15 protein-coding genes are annotated in these 21,902 nt (G+C 77.0%); all 15 read left to right on the top strand.

Annotated elements, in window-relative coordinates; genetic code table 11:
• Nucleotide 1: 1 nt before the first annotated feature.
• The 15 genes from OG299_RS09375 to OG299_RS09305 all read left to right on the top strand — a co-directional run bounded on the left by OG299_RS09375 (nucleotide 2) and on the right by OG299_RS09305 (nucleotide 21,893).
• A complete protein-coding gene (locus tag OG299_RS09375; protein WP_327361207.1) occupies nucleotides 2–580 on the top strand; it encodes a phage tail protein in 579 nt (192 codons plus the stop codon).
• Complete coding sequence (locus OG299_RS09370) at nucleotides 577–1,929, top strand: CIS tube protein (protein ID WP_327361206.1); 1,353 nt, start codon at nucleotides 577–579, stop codon at nucleotides 1,927–1,929. Before OG299_RS09375 ends, OG299_RS09370 begins: the two co-directional genes overlap by 4 nt.
• A complete protein-coding gene (locus OG299_RS09365) occupies nucleotides 1,926–2,105 on the top strand; it encodes a hypothetical protein (RefSeq protein ID WP_266634719.1) in 180 nt (59 codons plus the stop codon). The genes OG299_RS09370 and OG299_RS09365 overlap by 4 nt, the downstream gene beginning before the upstream one ends.
• Complete coding sequence (locus tag OG299_RS09360; protein WP_327361205.1) at nucleotides 2,098–3,183, top strand: phage late control D family protein; 1,086 nt, start codon at nucleotides 2,098–2,100, stop codon at nucleotides 3,181–3,183. Before OG299_RS09365 ends, OG299_RS09360 begins: the two co-directional genes overlap by 8 nt.
• Complete coding sequence (locus OG299_RS09355) at nucleotides 3,183–3,848, top strand: phage baseplate assembly protein V (RefSeq protein WP_266634723.1); 666 nt, start codon at nucleotides 3,183–3,185, stop codon at nucleotides 3,846–3,848. Before OG299_RS09360 ends, OG299_RS09355 begins: the two co-directional genes overlap by 1 nt.
• Complete coding sequence (locus tag OG299_RS09350) at nucleotides 3,845–5,398, top strand: hypothetical protein (RefSeq protein ID WP_266634725.1); 1,554 nt, start codon at nucleotides 3,845–3,847, stop codon at nucleotides 5,396–5,398. Before OG299_RS09355 ends, OG299_RS09350 begins: the two co-directional genes overlap by 4 nt.
• Before the next feature lies 1 nt (nucleotide 5,399).
• On the top strand, nucleotides 5,400–9,272 hold the full coding sequence (locus OG299_RS09345) for a hypothetical protein (RefSeq protein ID WP_327361204.1): 3,873 nt from the start codon (nucleotides 5,400–5,402) through the stop codon (nucleotides 9,270–9,272).
• Nucleotides 9,269–10,357 carry an ATP-binding protein gene (locus OG299_RS09340; RefSeq protein WP_327361203.1) on the top strand — a complete coding sequence of 363 codons (1,089 nt, stop codon included), beginning with the start codon at nucleotides 9,269–9,271 and terminating at the stop codon, nucleotides 10,355–10,357. Before OG299_RS09345 ends, OG299_RS09340 begins: the two co-directional genes overlap by 4 nt.
• Before the next feature lie 73 nt (nucleotides 10,358–10,430).
• Nucleotides 10,431–10,877, top strand: a complete 447-nt coding sequence (locus OG299_RS09335) for a GPW/gp25 family protein (protein WP_266634731.1) — start codon at nucleotides 10,431–10,433, stop codon at nucleotides 10,875–10,877.
• Nucleotides 10,878–10,895: 18 nt separating this feature from the next.
• A complete protein-coding gene (locus OG299_RS09330) occupies nucleotides 10,896–13,070 on the top strand; it encodes a putative baseplate assembly protein (RefSeq protein ID WP_327361202.1) in 2,175 nt (724 codons plus the stop codon).
• Nucleotides 13,070–15,211 (top strand): phage tail protein, encoded by a 2,142-nt coding sequence (locus OG299_RS09325; protein ID WP_327361201.1) that lies wholly within the window; start codon nucleotides 13,070–13,072, stop codon nucleotides 15,209–15,211. Before OG299_RS09330 ends, OG299_RS09325 begins: the two co-directional genes overlap by 1 nt.
• Nucleotides 15,208–16,926 carry a hypothetical protein gene (locus OG299_RS09320; RefSeq protein ID WP_327361200.1) on the top strand — a complete coding sequence of 573 codons (1,719 nt, stop codon included), beginning with the start codon at nucleotides 15,208–15,210 and terminating at the stop codon, nucleotides 16,924–16,926. The genes OG299_RS09325 and OG299_RS09320 overlap by 4 nt, the downstream gene beginning before the upstream one ends.
• Nucleotides 16,919–19,063: an ATP-binding protein gene (locus OG299_RS09315; protein ID WP_327361199.1), complete on the top strand. Its 2,145-nt coding sequence runs from the start codon at nucleotides 16,919–16,921 to the stop codon at nucleotides 19,061–19,063. The genes OG299_RS09320 and OG299_RS09315 overlap by 8 nt, the downstream gene beginning before the upstream one ends.
• Complete coding sequence (locus tag OG299_RS09310) at nucleotides 19,060–20,517, top strand: hypothetical protein (RefSeq protein WP_327361198.1); 1,458 nt, start codon at nucleotides 19,060–19,062, stop codon at nucleotides 20,515–20,517. Before OG299_RS09315 ends, OG299_RS09310 begins: the two co-directional genes overlap by 4 nt.
• On the top strand, nucleotides 20,514–21,893 hold the full coding sequence (locus OG299_RS09305) for a hypothetical protein (RefSeq protein WP_327361197.1): 1,380 nt from the start codon (nucleotides 20,514–20,516) through the stop codon (nucleotides 21,891–21,893). The genes OG299_RS09310 and OG299_RS09305 overlap by 4 nt, the downstream gene beginning before the upstream one ends.
• The last annotated feature ends 9 nt before the right edge of the window (nucleotides 21,894–21,902 follow it).

Genomic DNA, 21,902 nt, shown 5'->3' with positions numbered 1-21,902 from the left:
CGTGCCCGAGCTCGTGCAGACCTTCAGATTCCGGGTGCGGCTCACGCGCAGCGCCACGCCCGGCCGGACCGCCGCGCCCCCGCCCCCCATCCCGCGGCCGCCGTCCGAGGCCGGCGCGCCCGGTTCCGCGGCGGTCGGCCCCGGCGTGGCGGACCGGGCCCCCGAACGGCTCGGCGACGGCGGGTTCCAGGAATGCGCCGGGCTGGCCCTGGAGGCCGACGTCCGCGAGTACCTGCAGGGGGGTGCGAACGACGAAGTGGTGCGCCGGGTGGGGCGGGTCAGGCTCCAGCCGCTCGTCCTCAAACGGGGCATGCTCGTGGCCTCCGACGGGGGGAGCGCCGACACGAGCCTGTGGGACTGGCTGCACGGCATGGTCGCAGGCGGCGCCCCGGTCCCCCGGTACGACGGCGACGTGGAGGTGCTCGACCCCGCGGGCCGACGGGTGGTCGCGCACTGGACGTTCGTCCGGGGACTGCCGCTGAAGATCACCGGACCGACGCTCAACGCCCGTACGGGGGAGATCGCCGTGGAGGAACTGCACATCGCCCACGAGGGCCTGCGCCTGGAGCGGACCCCGTGACGGCCCTGGTCCACGCCACCCTGCAGCAGCTCACGGTGACCGCCCAGCCGGGGAAGGACCAGCCGCCGCTGGTCAAGGAGGCCGAGGGCAGCCGGCCCCTCGCCGTGCAGTTCAACCCGGCCACCCTGCGGATCAGCCGCAACAACAACGTCGACCGGGGCGGGGCGACCACACGGAACCAGAAGGTCCAGCATCCCGCCCAGGAGGGCTCGACCCTCACCTTCGACCTCGAATTCGACACCGCAGAACAGCGCGGCGGCGGTCAGTACGTCGACGTACGCCGCTGGACCGCCCTGGTACGGCAGTTCGTCGAACCCCCGGCGAAGCCCTCCGACCCGCCGCCCGCCGTCCGCTTCGTCTGGGGCACGCTCCGCTACAACGGCATCGTCACGCAGGTCAACGAGGAGCTCGACCACTTCGCGCCCGACGGGACCCCGCTGCGGGCCAAGGTCGGGGTGACCATCGTCGAGCAGAACTTCGCGTACCAGGCGCACGCCGAAGGCCCCGCCACCCGCGACGCCCGGAGCGCCACCGAGGCCGGCGACCAGCGGACCGGAGCCGCGCCCGGTACGTCCGGCACGAACCGGCCCCGGCAGGTCGTCCAGGCCCAGGACGGGGAGTCCGCCCAGCAGCTGCTGTCCCGCCTCGGGCTCGACCCGGCGGCCTGGCGCGGCGCGATGAGCGGGCTCGACAGCCCGCTGACGCTGGCCGCGGGGGCCGCCGTCCAGCTGGGCGCGGAGGTCTCGGCGGGGTTCGCGGCCGCGGCCGGGATCAGCCTCTCGGCGGGCTTCGCCGGGGACGCCGCGCCGACCTCGGTCGGGGGCCTGGCCGCCGCGCTCGGCACCGGCGGCGGGCCCGGGGCGGATCCGGCGCTCGCCGGCTTCGTCCTCAGCGCCGGGGGCGGGATCGCCGCATCGGCGGACATCGTGGCGGGCGCCGCAGTGGACTCCGCCACCGTGCGGGCCCGGCAGAGCTTCGAGCTGCCGGCCGCGGCGACCGGGGGTACGGGCCCGGCCGGGCCGCCCGTACGGGAGCCGGCGCGGCCCGCAGGACCGGCCGGATCCGCGCCGCCGCCGGCGCTCGACCGCCGCTCCCTCGGCTACGGCCGCGGCATACCGCTGCGGGCCCGCGCCGATCCCGCGACCCTCGCCGAGGTCCGGGCCGGCGGCGCCCGCAGCCTCGCCGACCGGGCCCGGCGCGAGGAGATCCCGCCGCCCGACCCCGCAGCCGCCCCGTGGGAGCGGCTGCCGCCCGCCGCGCCCGGCCGGGCCGCCGCCGACTGCGAGCAACGCGGCCGTGACGCGGGCCCGACCACCCTGAGGTGGACACCGCGAGGAGGCCCGCCATGAGCGTGTACATCGGAGAGCTGCACACCGACGTCGTGCCCGCGGGCGGCGCCGCCCCGCCGGCCGCCGCTGCGGACCGGGCGGGCGGGAAGTGGGCGGCCGCCGAGCACCACCGCGAGGCCTGCGAACGGGCCGCCTGGCTCGCCGCCCGCGTCGCGGCGGAGGGCTTCGATGACTGAGCCGGCGATCGCGGTCGTCTCGCCGGTCTTCGAGGTGGCCGGCGCCCTGGTCAGGGACCTCGCGCGGGACTGCGTACGCCTGGAGGTCGCCGAAGGCGTCGAGGGACTGCGCACCCTGCGCGGGCACTTCCTCGCCGTCGGCGCCGGGGCCAAGGGCCCCCAGGACCGGCTGCGGCACCTCGACGGGTCCACGGTCGGCCTCGGCAGCGCCCTCAAGGTCGCCCTCGGCCCGCCCTCCCGCCAGCGGTACGTGTTCGAAGGCGTCGTCTCCGGCCTGGAACTCGTCCTCGGCGACGGCGAACCGCCGCTCGTCCTCGTCCACGCCGAGGACGCGCTGATGCGGCTGCGGATGACCCGCCGCATGCGCACGTACCACGACACCACCGACGCCGGAGTCGCCGAGGAAGTGGCGCGCGAGCACGGCCTCGCCGCCGACGCGGACGTCCCCGGGCCCCGCTACGACGTCGTCCAGCAGCTCAACCAGAGCGATCTGGCCTTCCTGCGCGAGCGGGCCCGGCTCGTCCAGGCCGAACTGTGGGCCACCGGCCGCACCCTGCACTTCCGCCCCCGCGGCAGCCGCGGCACGACCCCGCAGACCCTCGTCTACGGCGGCGAGCTCATGTCGGTCAGGCTCTGCGCCGACCTCGCACACCAGCGCAGCGAGGTCGCCGTCACCGGATACGACGCCGACCGGCGGGAGGTCGTCGACGAACGGGCCGGCCCCGAGGTCGTCGAGGCGGAGACGGCCGGCGGCCGCACCGGGGCCAGGGTCCTGGCCCGGGCCCTGGGCCCCGGCACCAGCCTGCGCGTCCGGGAGGCCGCCCTGACCGCCGAGGAGGCCGGGACCTGGGCGCGCGCCGAAATGCTGCGCCGCGGCCGCCGGTTCGTGACCGTCGCCGGCACCACCAACGGCAGCCCCGATCTCGTGGTCGGCGGCAGGCTCACCCTGCGCTCGGTCGGCGCGCCGTTCGAGGGCGAGGGGTACCACGTCACCCGGATCCGGCACACCTTCGACGCGGACCACGGCTTCCGCACCCGCTTCGACGCCGAACGCTCCAGCCTGAACGAGGTGGTGTGATGTCCCTGCCCGCTCCTGCGGACGGCTCCGCTCCCGGATACTTCGGCGTCTACCCGGCGTTCGTCACCGACATCGTGGACGAGAAACGGCTCGGCCGGGTGGAGGTGCGCTTCCCCTGGCTCGGCAGGGACGGGGACCGCGACGTACGCGCCTGGGCCACGCTCTGCTCCCCGTACGCCGACGACGAGCAGGGCCTGCTGGTGCTGCCCGAGGTGGGCAGCCAGGTCGTCGTCGCCTTCGAGGCGGGCAACCCGCGCCGCCCGTACGTCCTCGGCGCGGCCTGGAACGGCCGTACCGCCCTGCCGCACGAGCCGGAGGACGCCAACAACCTGCGCACGCTGCGGTCGAGGGCCGACAGCCGGCTGGAGTTCGACGACACCCGGGGCGCGGCCAAGGTGCGGATCACCATGGCGTCCGGCCACGAGGTGACCCTCGACGACGCCACCCAGCAGGTGACGATCCGGCACAGCGGCGGATGCGTGGTGCGGCTGACGCCGACCGCCGTGGAGGTCCAGGCGAACGTGTCCGTCGACGTCAAGGCGCCGATGGTGGCCGTGAACTCCCCGCTGTCCACCTTCAGCGGCCTGGTGAAATGCGGGACGCTGGTCACCGAGCAAGTGGTGATCTCCCCGGCCTACACCCCCGGCGCCGGGAACATCTGGTGACCGCCGCCACGGAGCACGCCGGGCACGGCTTCAAGGTCCTCGCCCCCTGGTACGCCTGCGAGCGCGGGCACTTCGACCGCTTCGCCCCCTCGGCGCACGCCCCGGCGCTCCAGAAGTACGCCTCCGCCGAGTTCGTCCGGGCCCTCGTGGCCGATCCGCGCGACTCGCTGCAGTTCGACCCCGACGAGGACGTCTGGTCGTACCCGGTACCCGTCGACCTCGCCGAGCGCGGCCCGGGCCGGGCCCGGTTCGCCACCCACCGGCTGGTCCGCACCCGGCTGCGCAAGCTCTACCAGCCCAGCCACGAGCGGTTCTACGCGGTCGTCGTCGAGCTCTTCTGCGACCGGCCCGGACTGCCGCGCCCGCAGTCGGCGGAAGGCCTCGAGGTGGGCTTCGTGATGCGCCGGCGCCGCGTGGAGACGGACGCGCCGCCGAAGGTGCTGCGCACGCTCTCCCGCAGGCTGACGGCGGAACTGCTCGCGGCCGGTGGGCGACCGGGGCCGGACACGGGCCCGTACCAGTCGGAGGCCCGGGACGTGCTGTGGGCCGATCTCGCCGACCGCACGGCCTTCGAGGACGCCCACCGCGAACTCCTCGACCAGGTCGACCTGAAGAAGGAGACCCAGGCGTGGATGGCCGGGGCCGCGGGCGGCCAGTGGCGCAGGCTCGGCGAGCCCCCTGCGGCCGGCCGCCCCGAGGACCGGGAGCAGGAGCTGCCGATGTGGCGGCTGCCCGCCCGCTCGGGTGACTGTGCGCACGGAACGCCCCCGCCGGAGCGCTCGCTGTGGTTCGGGGTGGTGCCGACCGCCTCCGCCGACCACGACGACCGGGGCGCCCCCAAGCTCGACGACCGCTCCGTCTACGAACTGCGCTGCTTCGTACGGCGCGCCCCGCGGCCGGGGCACGAGCACTGCCCGCCGCAGATCTCCTGGAGCAAGCCCACGGAACCCTTCCGGCTCGCCTCGTTCTTCGACCCGGAGGGCACCAAGAACCGGAAGATCTCCATCACCATGCCCGACTTCCGGGCGGTGGCCGCCCGGGCCGCCGCGCCGCCCGGCCCCGGCGGGGTCGCGATCACCAGCCCGCCGGGCTCGCAGATGTCCTTCGACCCGGGCGGCGGTACGCCCAGCGGTGGCTCGGTGGGCGGCACCGCCTCGCGGACCTGCACCTTCGCCCTCGAGATCTTCATGATCGTGGCGTTCTTCGTGTTCAGCCTGTTCCTGCCGATCGTGGTCTTCCTCTTCCAGCTGTGGTGGCTGCTCGCCCTGCGCTTCTGCCTGCCGCCCTCGCTGGAGGCGGCCGCCGCGCTGAAGGCCTTCTTCGACGGCACCAGGACCCTGGCCGACATGGGACGGGCGGAGACGGACGCCTTCGACGAACTCCTCGGCGCCAAGGGCGCGGGCGCCCGCCTCAGGGACGCGAGCGATGCCTTCGCCCAGGACGACCTCGACGACCTGGTGGACCTGGTCACTCCGCCCGCCACCGCCCCGGTGCCGGCGGCGCCCGTGCCGTTGCCGCCGGTGAACGACCCGCTGTGCGAGGGGGGATGAGATGGCCGCTCCGGCCCCCGCGGCCCGGGAACCGGTCCGCACCCCCGTCCCGGCTGCCCCCGCACCCGCCGCGGCCCGCACGGCACCCGCGCCCGCCGCCCCCGGAAGGCTTGCGGCGGAGCTGTCCCTGGTGCTCCCGGGGCCCGCCGCGTCGCCGGTTGCGGACCAGGCTGACGCGAGGGCGGCCGCGAGCGGCCCGCCGCCGCGCGGGCCGGCCATGAACCGGGCCGTTGCGGGCCGGAGGGCCGGGCCCCCGGAGACCGGAGACCGCAACGCCGCGCCCCACGAGGCCGGCTCCCGCGAGGCGGGGGGCCGTCGGGCCGGGGAGCGGGCCGTGGAGCCCGGAGCCGGGGACCCACAGGCCGCAGGCCGCGAAGCCGGGGCCCGGGAGGCCGGAGACGTTGAGGATTTGGCCCCGGAGACCGGAGACCGGAAGGCCGCGGCCCACGACGCCCCAGGTCACGAGGGCTCGGCCCGGAAGACCGGAGACAGGAAGACCGGCGCCCGGGAAGCCGGAGACCGCGGGACCGCGGCGCACGAGACCGGGGACCGGGAGGCGGGGGGCCGTCGGGGCGGGGAGCGGGCCGCGGGGAGCGGAGCCGGGCTCGACGACGGAGACCTGATCACCACGGAACTGGCCGAACACGAGCGCTGGGCGGCCTCGTTCGGAGAATTCGGAACCGCCGGCACCGACCAGCGGGTGAGGTTCCTGCTCGACATGGCGGGCCAGGGTGTCGCCGAGGGTGCGGCCGGCGGCGTCGCGACGGCCTTCGCGATGAGCGCCGTCAGCGTGGCCATCGGGCAGCTCGCCGCCCGGCGGCTCGCCACGCTCGCGGTGTCCCGGGGGGCACTGGCGGCCCCCGTCCCGGGCCTGGGCCCGGCCATCGGCGGTGTGATGGCGTTCGCAGGACTCGTCGCCCGCGACTGGGGTGCGACCCGGCAGACCTTCGGCCGGATCGGCACCGGGACCGGCTACGAGCGGCTCGCCAACGACCTCGAAGGCCTGGCCGAGGTGCTCGACGTCGCGACGGCGCTGATGGATGTCCTGGCCGGTGTCTTCGGGGGCATCGCGGTCGCCATGTGGGTGGGGGCGGTGCTGTCCGGCGGCACCCTCGCCCCGCTGGCCCTGACGCTGTCGGGCATTGCGACGGCCGTGGGAATCGCCACGACCGCGGTGGGCCTGATCACGACCGTGGTCATCCGGCCGGTGGTCACGGCGCTGCGGGCCCTGCACGCCTTCGACTCCCAGGGCGACCCGGCCCAGGTCGAGCAACAGGGCGGGCAACTGTCCTCGGCCGCGGGCCAGATCAGTGGTGCGGTGGCCGGAGCGCTGGCCGCGAAGGCCGGCTCCCGGGCCGGCACGGCGGGCGGCAACCGCATCGACCGGGGCATCACGCGTCTCCAGGAACGTGCCGCACACGGCAGCCCGCCCATGTCCGTCACCTCGTCCGGGGGCCCGCGCCTGCACGTCGAGATGCCGCAGGCCCCGGCCCCGGCCCCGGCCCCGGCCCCGGCCCCGGCCCCGGCCCCGGACCGCGCTGCGCCCCGCGCCCCCACGGACACCGCACCCCACCCCGCCCCGGCTGCCCTCCCTGCCGCGTCCGGGCCCTCCCCCGTGCACGATCCCACCGATTTCGGCGACCTTGCCCCCTTGGTCCGCAACTTGAACGAGGACCCCGTCGTCCGGGCGCGACTGAGCGACGAGCGGCCCGGTCTGCCCCGGCGCACCACCCCTTGGGGTTCCGGCGAGCCCCGGGAGTACGCCAACAAGCAGGCCGCCGACCACCGCGAGGCCACCGGGATGACCGGCGACACCGTCCAGGCCGGGCACACCGCGGCCGCGCGCCACGCGGCCGAGTCGGGGATCCATGAGGCGGACTGGGACACGCAGCCGATGCAGGAGCTGCACAGCCGACGTGACCCGGACCTCATCGTGACCGTCACGCACGAGGATGGCAGGACGAGCACCAACACCCGCCACCGCGCGCAGGAACGGCTGATCGACGCCGCCGTCGAACAGGCCCGGGTGGGTTCCCAGGACGGCAGCCTCACGCCCCGCGGCCAGCTCGACGCGGCCGCCCAGGTGGCGTGGCAGTCCGAGAACGTGCCCCTCGCCCAGCCCGAGATCGACCGCCTGCGCGCCGGCGGCCGGGCAGCGCCGGACCGGGGAGCTCCGGTCGACCCCGACACCGGCCGCGTCGTCCCCGTGGAGGGTCCGTCGCCCGCCGCCCCCGGCGGGACCCCGCACGGCCCGTCGGCGCCCGCCTCCCCGTACCCGGACCACACCCCGACCCTCCAGCCCACATGGGACCGCGCCGAGGCGATGGCGCAGTACCAAGCACAGGTACGGGCCGACCCGGGCCGCGAGTCGGGGGTGTGGCGTGACTCCGTCGGGCGCTACCACGTCGTGCAGGGCGGGCCCGGCAGTGTCCGTCTGCCCAGCGGGGCGTTTGGGCCGCTGGAGATCATCTACCACAGCCACCCCACCACGGCCGATCCCGTGATGCGGAGGCTGAACAGCCAGCCCTCGCAGGCGGGCGGGGACTTCAGCGTGCTGCAGTTCCAGCACGGGCAGGGCACGCCGGGTCGTCGGCAGAGCTCGGAGCTGCACTTCCCGGTGTACGACACGGACGGCAACCACAGCGGCTACGGCCTCACGCGGTTCGCGTACGACCCCACGCACCCGCTGCCGCTGAACGTACACACCAAGACGCCGGACGCAGGCTCCTCCGTGTTGCGCTACCGGGACTTCGCCGACTTCCGGCAGCGCGCCGGGGTCGGGGCCGGCGGGACGACGCCGGCGCAGCGATCGGCCGCGTTCGCCCGGGCCCAGGAGCGGCTGCGCGCCGACCGGGCGGATGCCCGCGTCGCCGTCGATGCGGCCACGGGCAAACTGCTGCCCGAGCCCGTAGCGCTCGGCGTACGCGAGGGCCGCGAGCTGGGACGGCAGCGGGGCGAGGCCGACCGGGGGCGCGAGCCGTCGCGGCTCGGACCGGAGTACACCGCCCGGGTTGCGGGGCTGCGGCCCGGCGAGTCGGTGGACATCCCGGTCAACCCGGCCTATCCGGCGCCACCTGGCACCCCGGCCGAACTGGCGGTGCTGCGTGAGCGGATCGCCGTGGCGCGGCAGGCTCAGGCCGATCTCGCACGCACCGAGGGGCGGATGGCCGGACAGGCGGCGATCCAGCACGGGCAGGACACGCAGCTCGGCCGGGCGGGCGAGGTGTCGCAGCAGCTGGTCGCGGGCGGTCAGGCGCAGTCGGCCGCCACGGAGCGCACCGGGGCCGCGAACAAGGAGCAGCAGTCCACGGCGGGCCGGGCCCTCGGCAGTCTGGCCCGGCCCGTCCAGGGGGCCGGAGCGGTCGCCACGCTCGTGGGCAGCCTGCGGGCGTTCCAGGGGCTGGCGCACCTGTTCGGCTACCTCCCCGGCGGTGTCGGCGCCGACGCCCGGGGCGCGAGTGCCGACTCGGCCCGGCTCATCGCCGCCCTGGGCCGGGTCACCGAGACGCACGCCGCACAGGACTGGATGGAGGACCGCCGCGCGGGCATGCAGGCGAACGAGGCGCGCATCGAGGGTGTCGGGCAGCGCAACCGGCAGACGACGGAGGAACTCGACCAGGGCCGTAGGCAGGTGGACGAGCTGCGTGCGCGTCATCAGGAGCGGCTCGGCGAGACCGAGGCGACCGGGAACCAGGCGCGGCAGGAACGGCGGGCCGCCGCCGGTGACCAGGAGCGGACACAGGGCGTCCACGACGAACTGCTCGCCCGGATGCGGGCCTGGGCCGGCGAACACCGGGCCGCCCGGGAGCGGGCCGTCACGAAGGCCCGATCCCGGCTGGAGGCCCAGGGATACACAGCGAAGGAGAGCCGATGACGACGATGCCCGGAGCCCCCGGAGCCCCCGGAGCCCCCGGAGCCCCCGGAGCCCCCGGAGCCCCCGGAGCCCCCGGAGCCCCCGGAGTGCCACGGACCGCCGCGGCCCGCGACGAGGTCGCGCGACGGCGCGGCGGCGACCCGGCCGAACTCGCCGACGCCCTCGAACGTCTGGCCACGGCCGCCCTGGAGGACGGTGACCTCGGGACGGCGGCATCCGCGCTGGAGGAGGCCGCCGGACTGTGGGGCCGGGCTGCGGAGCCCGGGCGCGAGGGGTCCTGCCTGCTGCTGGCCGCGACCGCACAGCGCTTGCGCGGGGACCTCGGAGCCGCCCGGCACGATCTGGAGCGGGCGGCCGCCGCGGAACCGCCGGACGCCGTCCGCCGGGCGCTGCGGGCCGAAGAGGCCGAGCAACTGCTGGCGGGGGGCGACGCGGAGGCCGCGTACGAGGGCTTCGCCGCGGTGCTCGGCGCCCTGGACGCCGCGCAGGACCCGCTGGTCCGGGCACGGATCCTGCAGCGCCGGGCCGCTGCCGGCGCCGCCGCGCAGCGCTGGCACGACGCGGCCGGTGACCTGATGGACGCCGAGGAGCTGTTCGCCGCGCACGGCGCGCCCGACGAGGCGGAGGCGGCCGCGCTGGGCGCAGCCCTGGCCGTCGCCCACGTCGATCCGCAGACCGCGCAAGACGTGTGGGCCGCCGTCACGGGCACGGAGCCGCGTGACGGGGCGGCGGCGGTGCAACGCGGTATCACCGGAGGCCGGATCGCGCTGCTCGCCGGTGACCCGGCCCTCGCGCTGCGACGGTTCGACCAGGCCCGCCAAGGCGCTCTGGACGTACCCGACCCGATCGCCTACCTGGCCGCCGTCTCCGAGGCCGTACGTGCCGCCGAGGCGCTGGGCGACGACGTGAGCGCGTACGCCCGGCTCGCGACCGCATGGGGGACCGTCGGTGACCTCCTCGGGGCGGAAGCGGGCCGTCAGCTGGTGCGGCCGATGCTGGAAGCGTTCCGCGAACGTCTCGGCGCCGGGCGCTTCACCACCGCGCGGACGGTGTACGAGGCAGGCTCCGAACGCCGGCGCCGGTAGCAGCGGCCGACAGTACGAGCCGGTGGGAGAAGCCGCGACGCCGCGGTGACGCCCGCCGGGGAGGATCGGACCCATGAGCGTGAGCACAGGCACGAGCCGGGCCACGGGCCCGGCGGGGGCGACGCCCGGCGAGGCCCGGCTCGGGACCGGGGTGCGGTTCCCGTTCCGGCCCGGAAACGGAAACGGAGGCGGAGGCGGGCTCGGGTGGGTCGCGGGGGCCGCCGCGGTCCGGCAGTCCGTCGAGACGATCCTCGACACCGAGCCCGGGGAGCGCATCATGCGCCCCACCTTCGGCTGTGGACTGCGCCGCCACCTCATGGCCCCCAACACCCCCGCCACCCGCACCGCGATCGCCGCCGAGATCGCCGAGGCGCTCACCGCCTGGGAGCCCCGGATCCGGGTCACCGAGGTCGCCGTGACCCCGGGGGAGGAGCCGACCCTGGTGTGGATCGACATCGCCTACGTCCACCTGCTCGACCTGCGCCCTGCCAACCTCGTCTACCCCTTCTACCTGCGGTAGAGGCCGGGTGACGACGGTATGCCGCTGATCGGCCCCATCCTCGACGACCGCACCTTCGAACAGCTCCGGGACGAGCTGGTCAAGCGGATCCCGGTCTACGCGCCCGAGTGGACCGACCACAACGCGTGCGACCCCGGCATCGCCCTGCTCGAACTCTTCGCGCACCTCGGCGAGTCACTGCTCTTCCGCTTCAACCAGATCCCCGACGCCACGAAGGTCGCCTTCCTGCGCCTCCTCGGCGTCCGCCCGCGTCCCGCGCTCACCGCCCGCACCCTCCTCGTCCTGGAGACCGAACGCCCCGAGGGCGTGCAGGTGCTGCGCGGAGCCGAGGCCCGGGCCGGCGCGGTCGCCTTCGAGACCGACAACGAGGTCGTCGCCTGGCCCCTGGAGACCCTGGCCGTCGGCAAGACGCCCGCCCCCGAGGCCCCCGGCTCCGCCGAGAGCCGGCGCCGGCAGAACGCGGTCGAGGCCCTGCCCAAGGAGGAGCGGGGGCGGGTGGCCTGCGGGGCCCCCGTCTCCTTCTACGTCACCACCGCCGTCCCCGCCGACCCGCTGGACCCCGACCGGCCGCCCCTCGACGTCGCCGCCACCCTCGACCGGTCCCTGTGGATCGCCCTGCTCGCCAAGAACACCACCGACCCCCGCCTGCTCGCCGGCCGGACCCTCTTCCTCGGCGTCGTCCCCGACGAGCAACTCCCGCGCCCCTACGACCTGCGCGCCCGCGACACCCACGACCCCACCCGGCTGCGGGCGGGCGACCTCGTGAGCGCCCCGCCCGGCTTCCTCTGGGAACTGTGGAACGGCCCCGGAGCCCCCACCGCCTTCACCCCCCTCGCCGTGCTCGGCGACACCAGCCGCGGGCTCACCACCACCGGTGTGGTCTCCGTCGCGCTGCCCGCCGCCTTCCCCACCCACCCCAGGGGCCGCACCGGCAGCGGCGGCCTGCACAGCCCGCCGCCGCTCGACGACGACAAGACCGCCGCCCGGGTCCTGGGCTGGCTGCGCGTACGCCGCCCCGCCGACGAGAACGACGCCATCCACCGCATCCGCTGGGTCGGCGCCAACGCCGTCGGCGCCGTCCAGGCCCGCACCGCCGCACCCGAACTCCTCGGCACCGGCACCGCCGACGCCGACCAGGTCCTGCGCCTCACCCAGCGCCCCGTCCTCGCGGGCAGCGTCCGGCTGGAGGTCGAGGAGGCCGACGGCTGGCGGCCCTGGACCGAGGTCGAGGACTTCGCCGCAAGCGGCCCCTTCGACCGGCACTACACCCTCGACGCCGAGGCCGGACTCGTCCGCTTCGGCGCCCGCTGCCGACTGCCCCAGATCGGCGAGCGCATCCGCGTCCTCGCCTACCGGTACGGCGGAGGCTCCGCAGGAAACGTCCCGGCAGGCGCGGTCGGCGCACTCACCGCAGTCTCCGGCGTCAAGGTCACCAACCCGCTCCCGGCGTACGGCGGCGCCGACGCCGCCTCCCTCGCCGACGCCCTCGACGCCCTGCCCGCCGAGGTGCACCGCCGCGACCGGGCCGTCACCCCCGACGACTTCCGCTCCCTCGCCCTCGAAGTCCCCGGCGTACGGCGCGCCGAGACCCTGCCCCTGCTGCACCCCGACACGCCCACCCAGCCCGCCGCCGGCGTCGTCAGCGTGCTCGTCTTCCCCACCGAGGACCTGCGCGACCCCGGCGCCCCGCTGCCCGACCTCGCCCTGCTGCGCCAGGTGGCCGCGTACCTCGCCCCCCGGCGCCTGGTCACCACCGAGCTGTACGTCATCCCGCCCACCTACGTGGACCTCGCCGTGTCCGTCGGCATCCGGACCCGGGACGGCTACCAGCCCGACGCGGTGCGCCGCTGGGTCGAGCTGATCCTGCGCCAGTACCTCGCCCCGCTGCCGCCGTACGGGCCCGAAGGCGCGGGCTGGCCGCTGGGCCGCGCCGTGCGGCGGGCCGAACTCGAGGCCGTCGCCGTCCAGGTGGAGGGCCTGGAGTACCTCGAGGACGAACTGCTGCTGGCTCGCCGCGCCGGTACGGGATGGACCCCGCTGCCGCTCGTCCCGCTGAACCCGTGGGAGGTGCCGCGCCTCGCCGAGATCACCGTCGTCACCGGCAGCCCGCTGCCCGTCGGCGCCGGCTACGGCTCCCCGCCACCGCCCCCCGGCGACCCCGTCGTCGTACCGCTGCCCCCGGAGGTGTGCTGATGTACGGCGACCGCGCGATCGGCGTCCTGGCCGACCCGGACCAGTGGCTGCGGTGCCGCCACGAGTCCACCGCCCTCCTCGACGAAGGCGGGGTCTGTCTCGCCTGGGAACCCGAGCCGGAGGCCGCGCCGGACCCGGGTACGGCCGTGCACGGACCCGCCGGGCTCGCCTTCGACCGCTGGGGCCGCGCCTACCGCTCGTACCCGCGCGCCGGACGCGTCGAGGTCATCCCGCCCGGTGGCGGCGGCGACGGCCCGCCCCACCAGCGGCCGGGCACCCTGTGCGTCCCGCGCGGCCTCGCCGTGGACGCCGCCCAGCGGCTGTTCATCGCCGAGTCCGGCGCCGGCGCCGTCCACGTCGTCGACCTGTGGGGCGAGCGGCTGCTGCGCCGGGTCCCCGTCCGCAGCGCCGACCGTCCGCACCGCCGGCCCCTCGACGTCACCGCCCACTGCCGGGCGGTGGCCGTCCTCGTCACCCGGCCCGCCGGGATCGTGCTGCTCCAGGGCCGCCGCGGCCCGCTGCGCGGACCCGTACTGCGCCGCCCGCCCGGCAGCGACGGCCTGCGCCCCACCCGGATCGCCGACCACGCCGGACACCTCCACGTGCTGTGGACCGGGGCGGCAGGCGGGCACGCCGTCGTCGCCCGCGCCGACGGCACCCGGCCGCTCGTCGTGGACGACGCCACCGATCTCGATCTGACCGCCGACGGGGCACTGGTCGTGGCCCGGGCCCCCGGGCAGCCGTTCCGGCGGTTCCGTACCGCCGGCGATGCCTGGGCCGAGACCGAACCCCTGCGCGCCCCCGGCTACGACGGCGGCGGCATGACCGTCGAACCCGACGGCCGCGTCGCGTTCACCACCGCCGACGGCCTCGCCCGTACCGCCGGGCCCGCCGCCCGGTACACGCCCGCCGGGAGCGTCATCGGCTACCGCCTCGACGCCGGCGAGTACCGCACCCGTTGGGGCCGGCTGTTCCTCGACGCGTGCATCCCGCCCGGCACCGAGGTCCGCGTCAGCTTTCTGACCACCGACGAGGACACCGTCCCCGACCCGCTGCCCTGGTCGCCGCCCGTGCGCGGACCGCGCTCCGCGCGCCATGCCGACCGCACCCCGCCGCTGCCCTCCCGCGCCCTCTACACCGAGCGGCTGCCGCCCTCCGGGCCCCTGTTCCGGCGCCCGACCGGCCGCGAACTGCCCTGGGCGCAGATCGACCCCGACGACGGGTTCGAGACGTACGAGGCCCCCGTGCAGGCCCCGCCCGGCCGCTACCTGTGGATCGTGCTCAGGCTCGCCGGCACCCTGCGCCTGAGCCCCCGCATCCGGGGCCTGCGCGTGGAGCGGCCAGGACACCGGCTGCCCGCGGCGCTCCCCGGGGCCTGGAGCCGGGACGAGGCCGACGCCGCGTTCCTGCAGCGCTTCCTTGCCCCCGCCGAAGGCCTGCTGCACGAACTGGACTCCCGCGCCGCCCTGCGCACCCTGCTGCTCGACCCCCGGGCCACCCCGCAGGAGGCCCTCGGCTGGCTGGCCGGGCTGCTCGGCCTGGCCCTGGACCGGCGCTGGCCGCCGGCCGCCCGGCGCGAGCTGATCGCCCAGGCGTACGACCTGTTCCGCATCCGCGGCACCGTGGCCTGCCTCGAACGCATCCTGCGGCTCTACCTCCCGCTGCCCATCAGCGTGGTGGAGCACTGGCGGCTGCGCGGACTCGGCGGAGCCGTGCTCGGCGCCGGACCCGGCGGGGCCCCCGCACCGGCCGTGGGCGGCGCGGCAGGCACCTCCGGGGCGCTGGGCCGGTTCACCGTCGGCGGCGTCCGGCCCGGAGAGGACGGCTACACCGCCACCGCACACCGGTTCAGCGTGCTCATCCCCGCCGATCCGAGCGCCGTGCAACTCGACGTGGTCCGCACCATCGTGGAGGCCCACAAACCGGCCCACACCCTCGTGGACATCTGCCCGCTCGGCGCGGGCATGCGGATCGGCCGCGCCCTGCACCTCGGGCTCACCTCCGTCGTCGGCCCCGGAGCGGCCTGGGGGCCCGCGGTCGTGGGCCGGGTCCGGGTCGGCGAGGACGGCATCGTGGGCGTGCCCGCCGCCGGCTCCCGCGTCGGCGAGAGCACCATCGCCGGGGCGGTGCGCGTCGGATGAGCGGCCCCACCGTGGTCATCGACCGGCTGTCGGCGACCTTGCGCCACGACCCCGCCGAGGCGCCTCCCGCCGCGGACCGGCTGCGCGGACCGCTGCGGCACGCGGTCGGCGGCGCCCTGGAATCGGCCCTGCGCGGACTGGTCCTGCCGCCCGGGCACTGGTGCCTGGCCCGGCTCGACCTCACCCTGGACCTCGACCTGGCCCGCCCCGATCCGGCGCTCGCCCGCGACTGGTCCCAGGCGGTCGCCGCCGCGATCGAACGGACCGTACAGGAGGGCCGCGCCGCCGCACCGGGCGCTCTCGTGCACTACCGGCACGACGTGGAACTGCTCGCCGACGCGGTCGCCGGCCTCGCCGCCGGGCGCCGCGAACGGCTGTGGGCCTGGCGGCAGACCGGCATCCTCCGCCCCGGCGACCCCGCCCCGGACGCGGCGCCCGGCCCGGCGCTGCTCGCCGCCCTGGAACGCCACCCGCAGTACGCCGCGGCCGCCGTGCTCCGCGCCGCCGAGGACTGCGGGCTCGCCGCACTCGACCGGGCCTGGGGGCGCGCCGGCTGGCAGCGCCTGGCCGCCCTCGTGGCGCCCGAGGAGCCCGGCATGGGGGCGCCCGACCCCGGTACCCGGGCGCTCGCCCGTACCCTGCTCGCCGGATCGCGGCTGGCCGGGCTGGTCCGGGCGTCCCGGCTGCGCCCCGCCGAACCGACGCCGGACGCCTGGGCCCTGCTGGTCCTGGCGGAAACCGACCCGGCCGCGCTGGAGCGGCCCGCCGCCCGGGCCGGCCTGCGCGCACTCCTGGCAGAGGGCCTGCGAACCCTGGCCGGCGGGCCCACGCGTCCGGCGCCCGAACCGGACCCACGGATCGGGGAGTTGCCCGACGGAGGGTGCGCCGGGTGTGCCGGATGCGGTGGGTGCACCGCGGACGGCGGACGCTGCGCGGGTGCCGGGTGCGCCGCGCACGCCGGGTGTGACCGAGACGCCGGACGTGGCACGTGTGCCGGGGGCGCAGGATGCGCCGGGGACGGCGGGCCGGCATCGGGCGCCGATGGCGCCGGAGCCCCGCCCGGCCGGGACGCGCCGCCGCAGGGGCCTCCCTCCGCCGACCCGCCCCGCGCCGGTGCGGACGGTTCAGGACCGGCCCCGGGCGGCCTCGCGGCGGGCGACTCCGCCGCACGGGCCCCCGTACGGCCGGAGCCCGGTCCCCATCCGCCGGGCGGCGCGGCCACGGGCTGGGCCGGGCTGCTGTTCCTGCTCGCCACGGCGGCCGAAGCCGGGCTCCCGGACCGCGTCCTCGCCGAACCCGCCCTGGCTGCCCGGCCGTTGCCCTGGGTGCTGCACACTGCTGCCCGCGCCCTGTGCGGCCTCGAGCCCGAGGACCCGGCCGCCCTCGCCCTCGCCGGGCTCGGCCCCGACCGGGCCGCCGGGCTCCTGCGCGCCGCCCCGGCGACCCCGTCCGAGCAGGCCGCCGTGAGCGCGCTCGCCGCCGACTGGGCGCGGGCCACCGCCGCCCGCCTCGGCGACGAGCGGTACGCGGACGACCCGTTCGGCGCCGTCGCCGCCGTCGCCCGCCGCCCCGGCCGGATCACCGCGGAGACCGGCTGGATCGAGGTGCACCTCGCCGCCGCCGACACCGACCTCGCGGTCCGTCGCGCCGGACTGGACCTCGACCCGGGCTGGGTGGGCTGGCTCGGCGCGGTCGTGAGGTACCGCTATGTCTGAGCGCATCAGCCGCGACCTCTCCCGCCGGGCCGCCGCCGTCGCCGTACGGGTGGCCGAGCTGCTCGAGACCCTGTGCAGCGAGGAGGCGGGCGGCGGATCCGCCGCGTTCCTGCGCGACTGGGCCGCGAGCGCCGCGCCCCGCGCCGCAGCCGCCCCCGGCATACTGCCCCCGGCCCTCACCCCGCTCGACCGGCTCGTGCACCGGTTCGGGCTCGGCTCCCTGGAGACCGAGCTCGTCCTGTTCGCCGGACTCCCCGAGGAACACGAGGGCCTGGCCCGGACGTTTCGCACCATGAACCCCGGCGGCGCCCCGCACCCCAGCGTGGGCCTCGCGGGCCTGCTGATCGACTGCGCGGCCCGTACCGGAGCCGAAAGCGGCGTACAAGGGCACGCGCCGGACCGGGTCGCCCTGCGCCGGCTGCTCCACGAAGGCCCGGCGGTACGGGCGGGCGTGCTCGCCCTCACCGGCGACGGCCCCTTCCACGAACGCTCCCTGACCCTCGCCGACGGGCTGTGGGAGGCCCTCCACGGCTACCCCGCCTGGCCCGCCGCCCTGGAGGAGGCCGACCCCGGCCCGCCGGTCGCCGGACTCGACGGCTGGCTCGAACTCCCCGAAACCGTCCGGGCCGTCGCCGCCCTGCGCTCCCGCGAGCCCCGCATCCTGCTCGTCGGCGCCCGGGACGAGACCGTCGCCCTCAGCCGCTGCGCCGCCCTCGCCCGCGCCGCCGGACTCGGCCTGCTCGCCGCCCGGACCCGCCCCGAAGACCCCGGCGCCATGGGGCTGCTGGGCCTGCACGCCGCCGTACGGGACGCCGTGCCGCTGCTCGTGGTGCCGGCCCCGGCGGGCGGGGCCGGCCCGGTCACCCCTGCCGTTGGCCGGATCCCCGGCCCGCTGCTCGTCTGTGCGGCGCCGGGCACCGTACGCCCCGGGCCGCAGCGGCCCGTACTCACCGTGCCGGTCGGGCCGATCGGCACCGCGGACCGGCGCACCGCCTGGCGGGCGGCGCTGCCCGAAGCACCGGAGCACGCCCCGGAACTGGCGGCGCGCCACCCGCTCGACCCGGCGCTCACCGCCCAGGTCGCCCTCGACGTGCACAGCCGCGCAGGGCTGGACCCCGACGCGGAGGAGGACGGGGGCAGCCCGGACGTCTCCGGCGCCATCCGGGCCCGCGCCGGGGCGCTGCTGCCCTCGGGCGTCGAGCTGGTCAGCCCGGACGCCCGCTGGCCGCGGCTCGTCCTCGGCGGGGAGGCGGACGGCCAGCTGCGCGACGCGGTGGCGCGGCTGCGCCACCAGGCGCTGGTGCTGGACGACTGGCGGCTGCGGGAGGCCGCCCGGGCCGCCCGCGGCGTACGGCTGCTGCTCACCGGGCCGCCCGGGACCGGGAAGTCGCTGGCCGCCGAGGTGCTGGCGACCGAGGCGGGCCGGGACCTGCTGGTGGTCGACGGCTCCGAGCTGGTCTCGAAGTACATCGGCGAGACCGAGAAGAACCTCGCCGCCTGCTTCGAAGTGGCCGAGCGCACGCAGGCGGTGTTCCTCCTCGACGAGGCCGACGCCCTGTTCGCCACCCGTACGGAGGTCTCCGAGGCCAACGACCGGTTCGCGAACATGGAGACGGCCTACCTGCTCCAGCGGCTCGACCGGTTCGACGGGCTGGCCGTGCTGACGACCAACCTGCGGCAGAACATCGACGCCGCGTTCATCCGCCGGATGGACTTCGTCGTGGAGTTCCCGCTCCCCGACGAGGCGGGCCGCAGCCGCCTGTGGGAGCTGCACCTGCCCCGCGCCCTGCTGCACGCCGACGTGGACCTGGCGGGGCTCGCGCAGTACTACCCGGTGCCCGGCGGCTGGATCCGCAACGCCGCGATCGGCGCGGCCTTCCGGGCGGCGGACGACGGGGGAGCGGTCCGCCAGGGCCACCTGGTCGACGCGATGCGGCGCGAGTACGGGAAGGCGGGCCGCCCCTTCCCGGGGGAACCGGCCACCCCGGGCGGCGCCGCCGCGGACCGGCGGGCCGCGCTGGCCCTCGATCCGGCCCTCGACCCGGCCCTCGGCCCCGCGTCCGACTCGGCCGTCGGCTCCCCGCCCCCCTCCGCCCACGTGCTGAACGACAGACGTACCCAGAAGGAGAGCTCATGACGGCGCTCGGCTCCGGCAGCACCCCGTGCGGCTGCGGCGGCGGGTCCGCCCCGGACCTGCCCACCGATCCCGCGCACGGAGGCGGGCCGTGCGGTCCCGGCCCCTGCGGCGGGGACGAGCTGCCCGTCAACCCGTTCCTCGCGCTGCGCGTGGCCTTCGGGATGCTGCTCGGCGAGGACGACTTCCGCGTCCTGATGGGCAATCCGCGCGGCAAGCTGATGCTGCACAACGCCTGGCTGCACGGCCCGGGCGTCGTCCGGGGGCTCGGGGTCGCCCGCGACGGCGACGAGCTCAGGGTGCTCCCCGGGCTGGCCGTCGACGGGCTCGGCCGCGAGCTCACCCTCGAAGCGGCCTGGTGCGTGTCCCTGACCGCATGGGCGCGGGAGTGGATCGACGCGCACCCGCCGCAGGACGGGCGGCCCGGCCCGGCGCCCGCAGCCGGGGACCCCGAGCCCGGGCCTCCCCGGCGGCGCACCGTCGAGGCCTGGATCCTCGCGGAGTTCGCGTCCTGCCCCGACCGGCCGGTGCCCGCCCTGGCCGACCCGTGCGACGTCACGCGCCGGCACGACGACTTCTCCCGGATCGTGGAGAGCGCGCGGATCACCCTCCGCTCCACCGCCCCCGAGCCCTGGCGCCCCTACCCCCGCGTACGGGTCCTCCTCGGCCTCGACGAGGCCGCCCCGGGGGACCCCGCCGGCCAGGAGGCGCTGCGGGAGGCCGCCGAGGTGGCCCGGGTTCCGGCGCACCTGCGGGCGCCGGCCCTGCTCGCCGCGTTCCGCCGGCTGGCCGCCGCGGACGCCACCGCACTGGCGCCGGAGAGCGAGGAGGGCGACATGTGCCCGCCGTGGGCTCCGGTGACGGAGGACCACGCCCCCGTCGTCCTCGCCCGCCTCACCGTCGAACTCACCGAGTACGACGGGTGCGTACGCATCGAGGAGGTGCGCGCCGACCCGTCCGTGCGCACCGCGGTCCTGCCCACCACCACCGTCCAGGAGCTGGTGTGCGGCCTGGCGCCCGGGATCATCGGCGCCGCCGCCGAGGCGGACGCCGGCGGCCCGCGCCTGATCCGCGGGTCCCTCGACTGGAGCCGCGAGCACACCGTGCTGAGCTTCGAGGTCACCGCCCCGCTCGCGCCGGGCTCCGCCGAACCGGAGGGCATCGAGATCACCTCGCTCTCCGACGCCGGCCGGGGATGGGCGACCGACGAGGTCGCCGGGATCCGGGTGTCGGCCGACGGCCGCCGGGTCAAGGTGGACCTCGACCAGCGGCCCGCGTACGAGACGGTCCGCATCCGCGTCCGCGGCACCGGGCCCAAGCCGCTGTACGGCGAGCACCCGCGCGCGCCCTTCGCGGGCCTGGAAGGCGGCCCGCCGGGCACCGCCGACGAGGGGAACGACGCCGTCGTCACCGTCCATCTGCCGCGCCAGGCGGCCCCCGGGAGGACCGAGGAATGACGATCAGCGAAGGCACCGCCGCGCCGGCCTCGCCCGCCGACCCGCCGACAGGGCCGCCCGCCACCCCGTCCGCGACCGCCGACGGCGGGATCGACCGGCTCAACCCCTTCGACGGGCTGTTCCTGCGCGCCGAACACCTGAGCCGCATCCAGGACTACGCCCGCGAACTCGCCCTGGCCGTCGGCGCGGCCGCCGGCCCCGGCGTGGTCGAGGGGTACGAGGTCAGCGTGCAGGACGGCACCCTCCGCGTCGGCGGCGGCCTCGCCGTCTCCCCGGAGGGGCGTCCGCTGCGCTCGGACCGCCTCGTCACGCTCCCGCTCACCGGCCTGAAACCGGGACTCGACGGGTTCTGGTGGGTCGAAGTGGCGCCCGACTCCCGGCCCTACGGCGACGCCCCGGTGCAGGGCAGCTACTGCGACGACCCGTGCGCGGGTACGGGCACCACCCGGCGCCCGTACGTCTCGGAAGGCGTCCGGATCCGGCTGACGGAGGGCACCGAGCGGGGCCTGGACAACCAACTGCCCGCCTCCCGCCGCAACTTCCTCGCCTCGCGGATCTTCGCAGCCGAGCGTACGCAGCACTCTCCGTGGCCGTACGGGACCGGCAGCGCGCACCTGCCGCCCTCCTGGACCCCGCCGTCCGCGAGCCCCGGACTGCCCGGGACCGTCCGGCTCGCGGTGCTCCTGCGCGACCCCGGGAGGCCCGACGGGTGGGAGGTCGACATCTGGGCCGCCCGCCGCGACCGGGCCGCGGCCCCGCCGTACCGGTACTGGCAGTCACGGCTCGGCATGCGGCCCTGGGACGCGTACACGGCCCAGATCCTCCAGTTCCAGGACCAGTTGGCGCGGGCACTGGGGGCCGCGCAGGCACCCGCGGCGGATCTGGGGCCGCTGCTGGAGCAGTTGGCCCTCATCGGGGAGCAGCAGTTCCTCAAGAGCCACACCAAGGACCAGCTCGGCCAGGAGGTCGCACGGCTCATCACCGGAATCGGCGAGGGCGCCCTGATCGGGCCGGCGGCCGCCGGCGCCGGCCCGTACACCCTGGAGCAGCTGGGCATCGCGGAGCTGCCGCCCGCCGGGTACCTGCCGTTCACGCCCGAGGCGGAGCAGCGCGCCGCCCTCGGCGGGATCCGGGCGCTCCTGGGGCAGCAGCTGGACCTGAGGTACTGCTCGTGCGCGCTGGCCGATGTCGCCAGGGCCGTGGAGGAGGCGCAGCACCGCGACCGCATCCGGCTGGCCGAGCCCGTCGGCGTCGACATCCTGCTGCCTGTCGACGACCGGGAGACGCCGGTCGGCAACTGGGTCGCGTTCGTCAGGAGGGAGCAGCGGCACTGCTACGACCCCGGAGACGGTGAAAAAATAGCACTCGGTGACTGATCGGTGACG

The sequence above is a fragment of the Streptomyces sp. NBC_01296 genome (assembly GCF_035984415.1).
Taxonomy (GTDB): Bacteria; Actinomycetota; Actinomycetes; order Streptomycetales; family Streptomycetaceae; genus Streptomyces.
The sequence above is the reverse complement of the archived record's forward strand: the minus strand, read 5'-3'. Positions and strand labels throughout refer to the sequence as shown.

Bases quoted from the DNA above. Each gene is read 5' to 3' on its own strand.
- OG299_RS09365 (WP_266634719.1), top strand. From the start codon at position 1,926: ATGAGCGTGTACATCGGAGAGCTGCACACCGACGTCGTGCCCGCGGGC.
- OG299_RS09360 (WP_327361205.1), top strand. From the start codon at position 2,098: ATGACTGAGCCGGCGATCGCGGTCGTCTCGCCGGTCTTCGAGGTGGCC.
- OG299_RS09355 (WP_266634723.1), top strand. From the start codon at position 3,183: ATGTCCCTGCCCGCTCCTGCGGACGGCTCCGCTCCCGGATACTTCGGC.
- OG299_RS09345 (WP_327361204.1), top strand. From the start codon at position 5,400: ATGGCCGCTCCGGCCCCCGCGGCCCGGGAACCGGTCCGCACCCCCGTC.
- OG299_RS09340 (WP_327361203.1), top strand. From the start codon at position 9,269: ATGACGACGATGCCCGGAGCCCCCGGAGCCCCCGGAGCCCCCGGAGCC.
- OG299_RS09335 (WP_266634731.1), top strand. From the start codon at position 10,431: ATGAGCGTGAGCACAGGCACGAGCCGGGCCACGGGCCCGGCGGGGGCG.
- OG299_RS09330 (WP_327361202.1), top strand. From the start codon at position 10,896: ATGCCGCTGATCGGCCCCATCCTCGACGACCGCACCTTCGAACAGCTC.
- OG299_RS09325 (WP_327361201.1), top strand. From the start codon at position 13,070: ATGTACGGCGACCGCGCGATCGGCGTCCTGGCCGACCCGGACCAGTGG.
- OG299_RS09320 (WP_327361200.1), top strand. From the start codon at position 15,208: ATGAGCGGCCCCACCGTGGTCATCGACCGGCTGTCGGCGACCTTGCGC.
- OG299_RS09315 (WP_327361199.1), top strand. From the start codon at position 16,919: ATGTCTGAGCGCATCAGCCGCGACCTCTCCCGCCGGGCCGCCGCCGTC.
- OG299_RS09310 (WP_327361198.1), top strand. From the start codon at position 19,060: ATGACGGCGCTCGGCTCCGGCAGCACCCCGTGCGGCTGCGGCGGCGGG.
- OG299_RS09305 (WP_327361197.1), top strand. From the start codon at position 20,514: ATGACGATCAGCGAAGGCACCGCCGCGCCGGCCTCGCCCGCCGACCCG.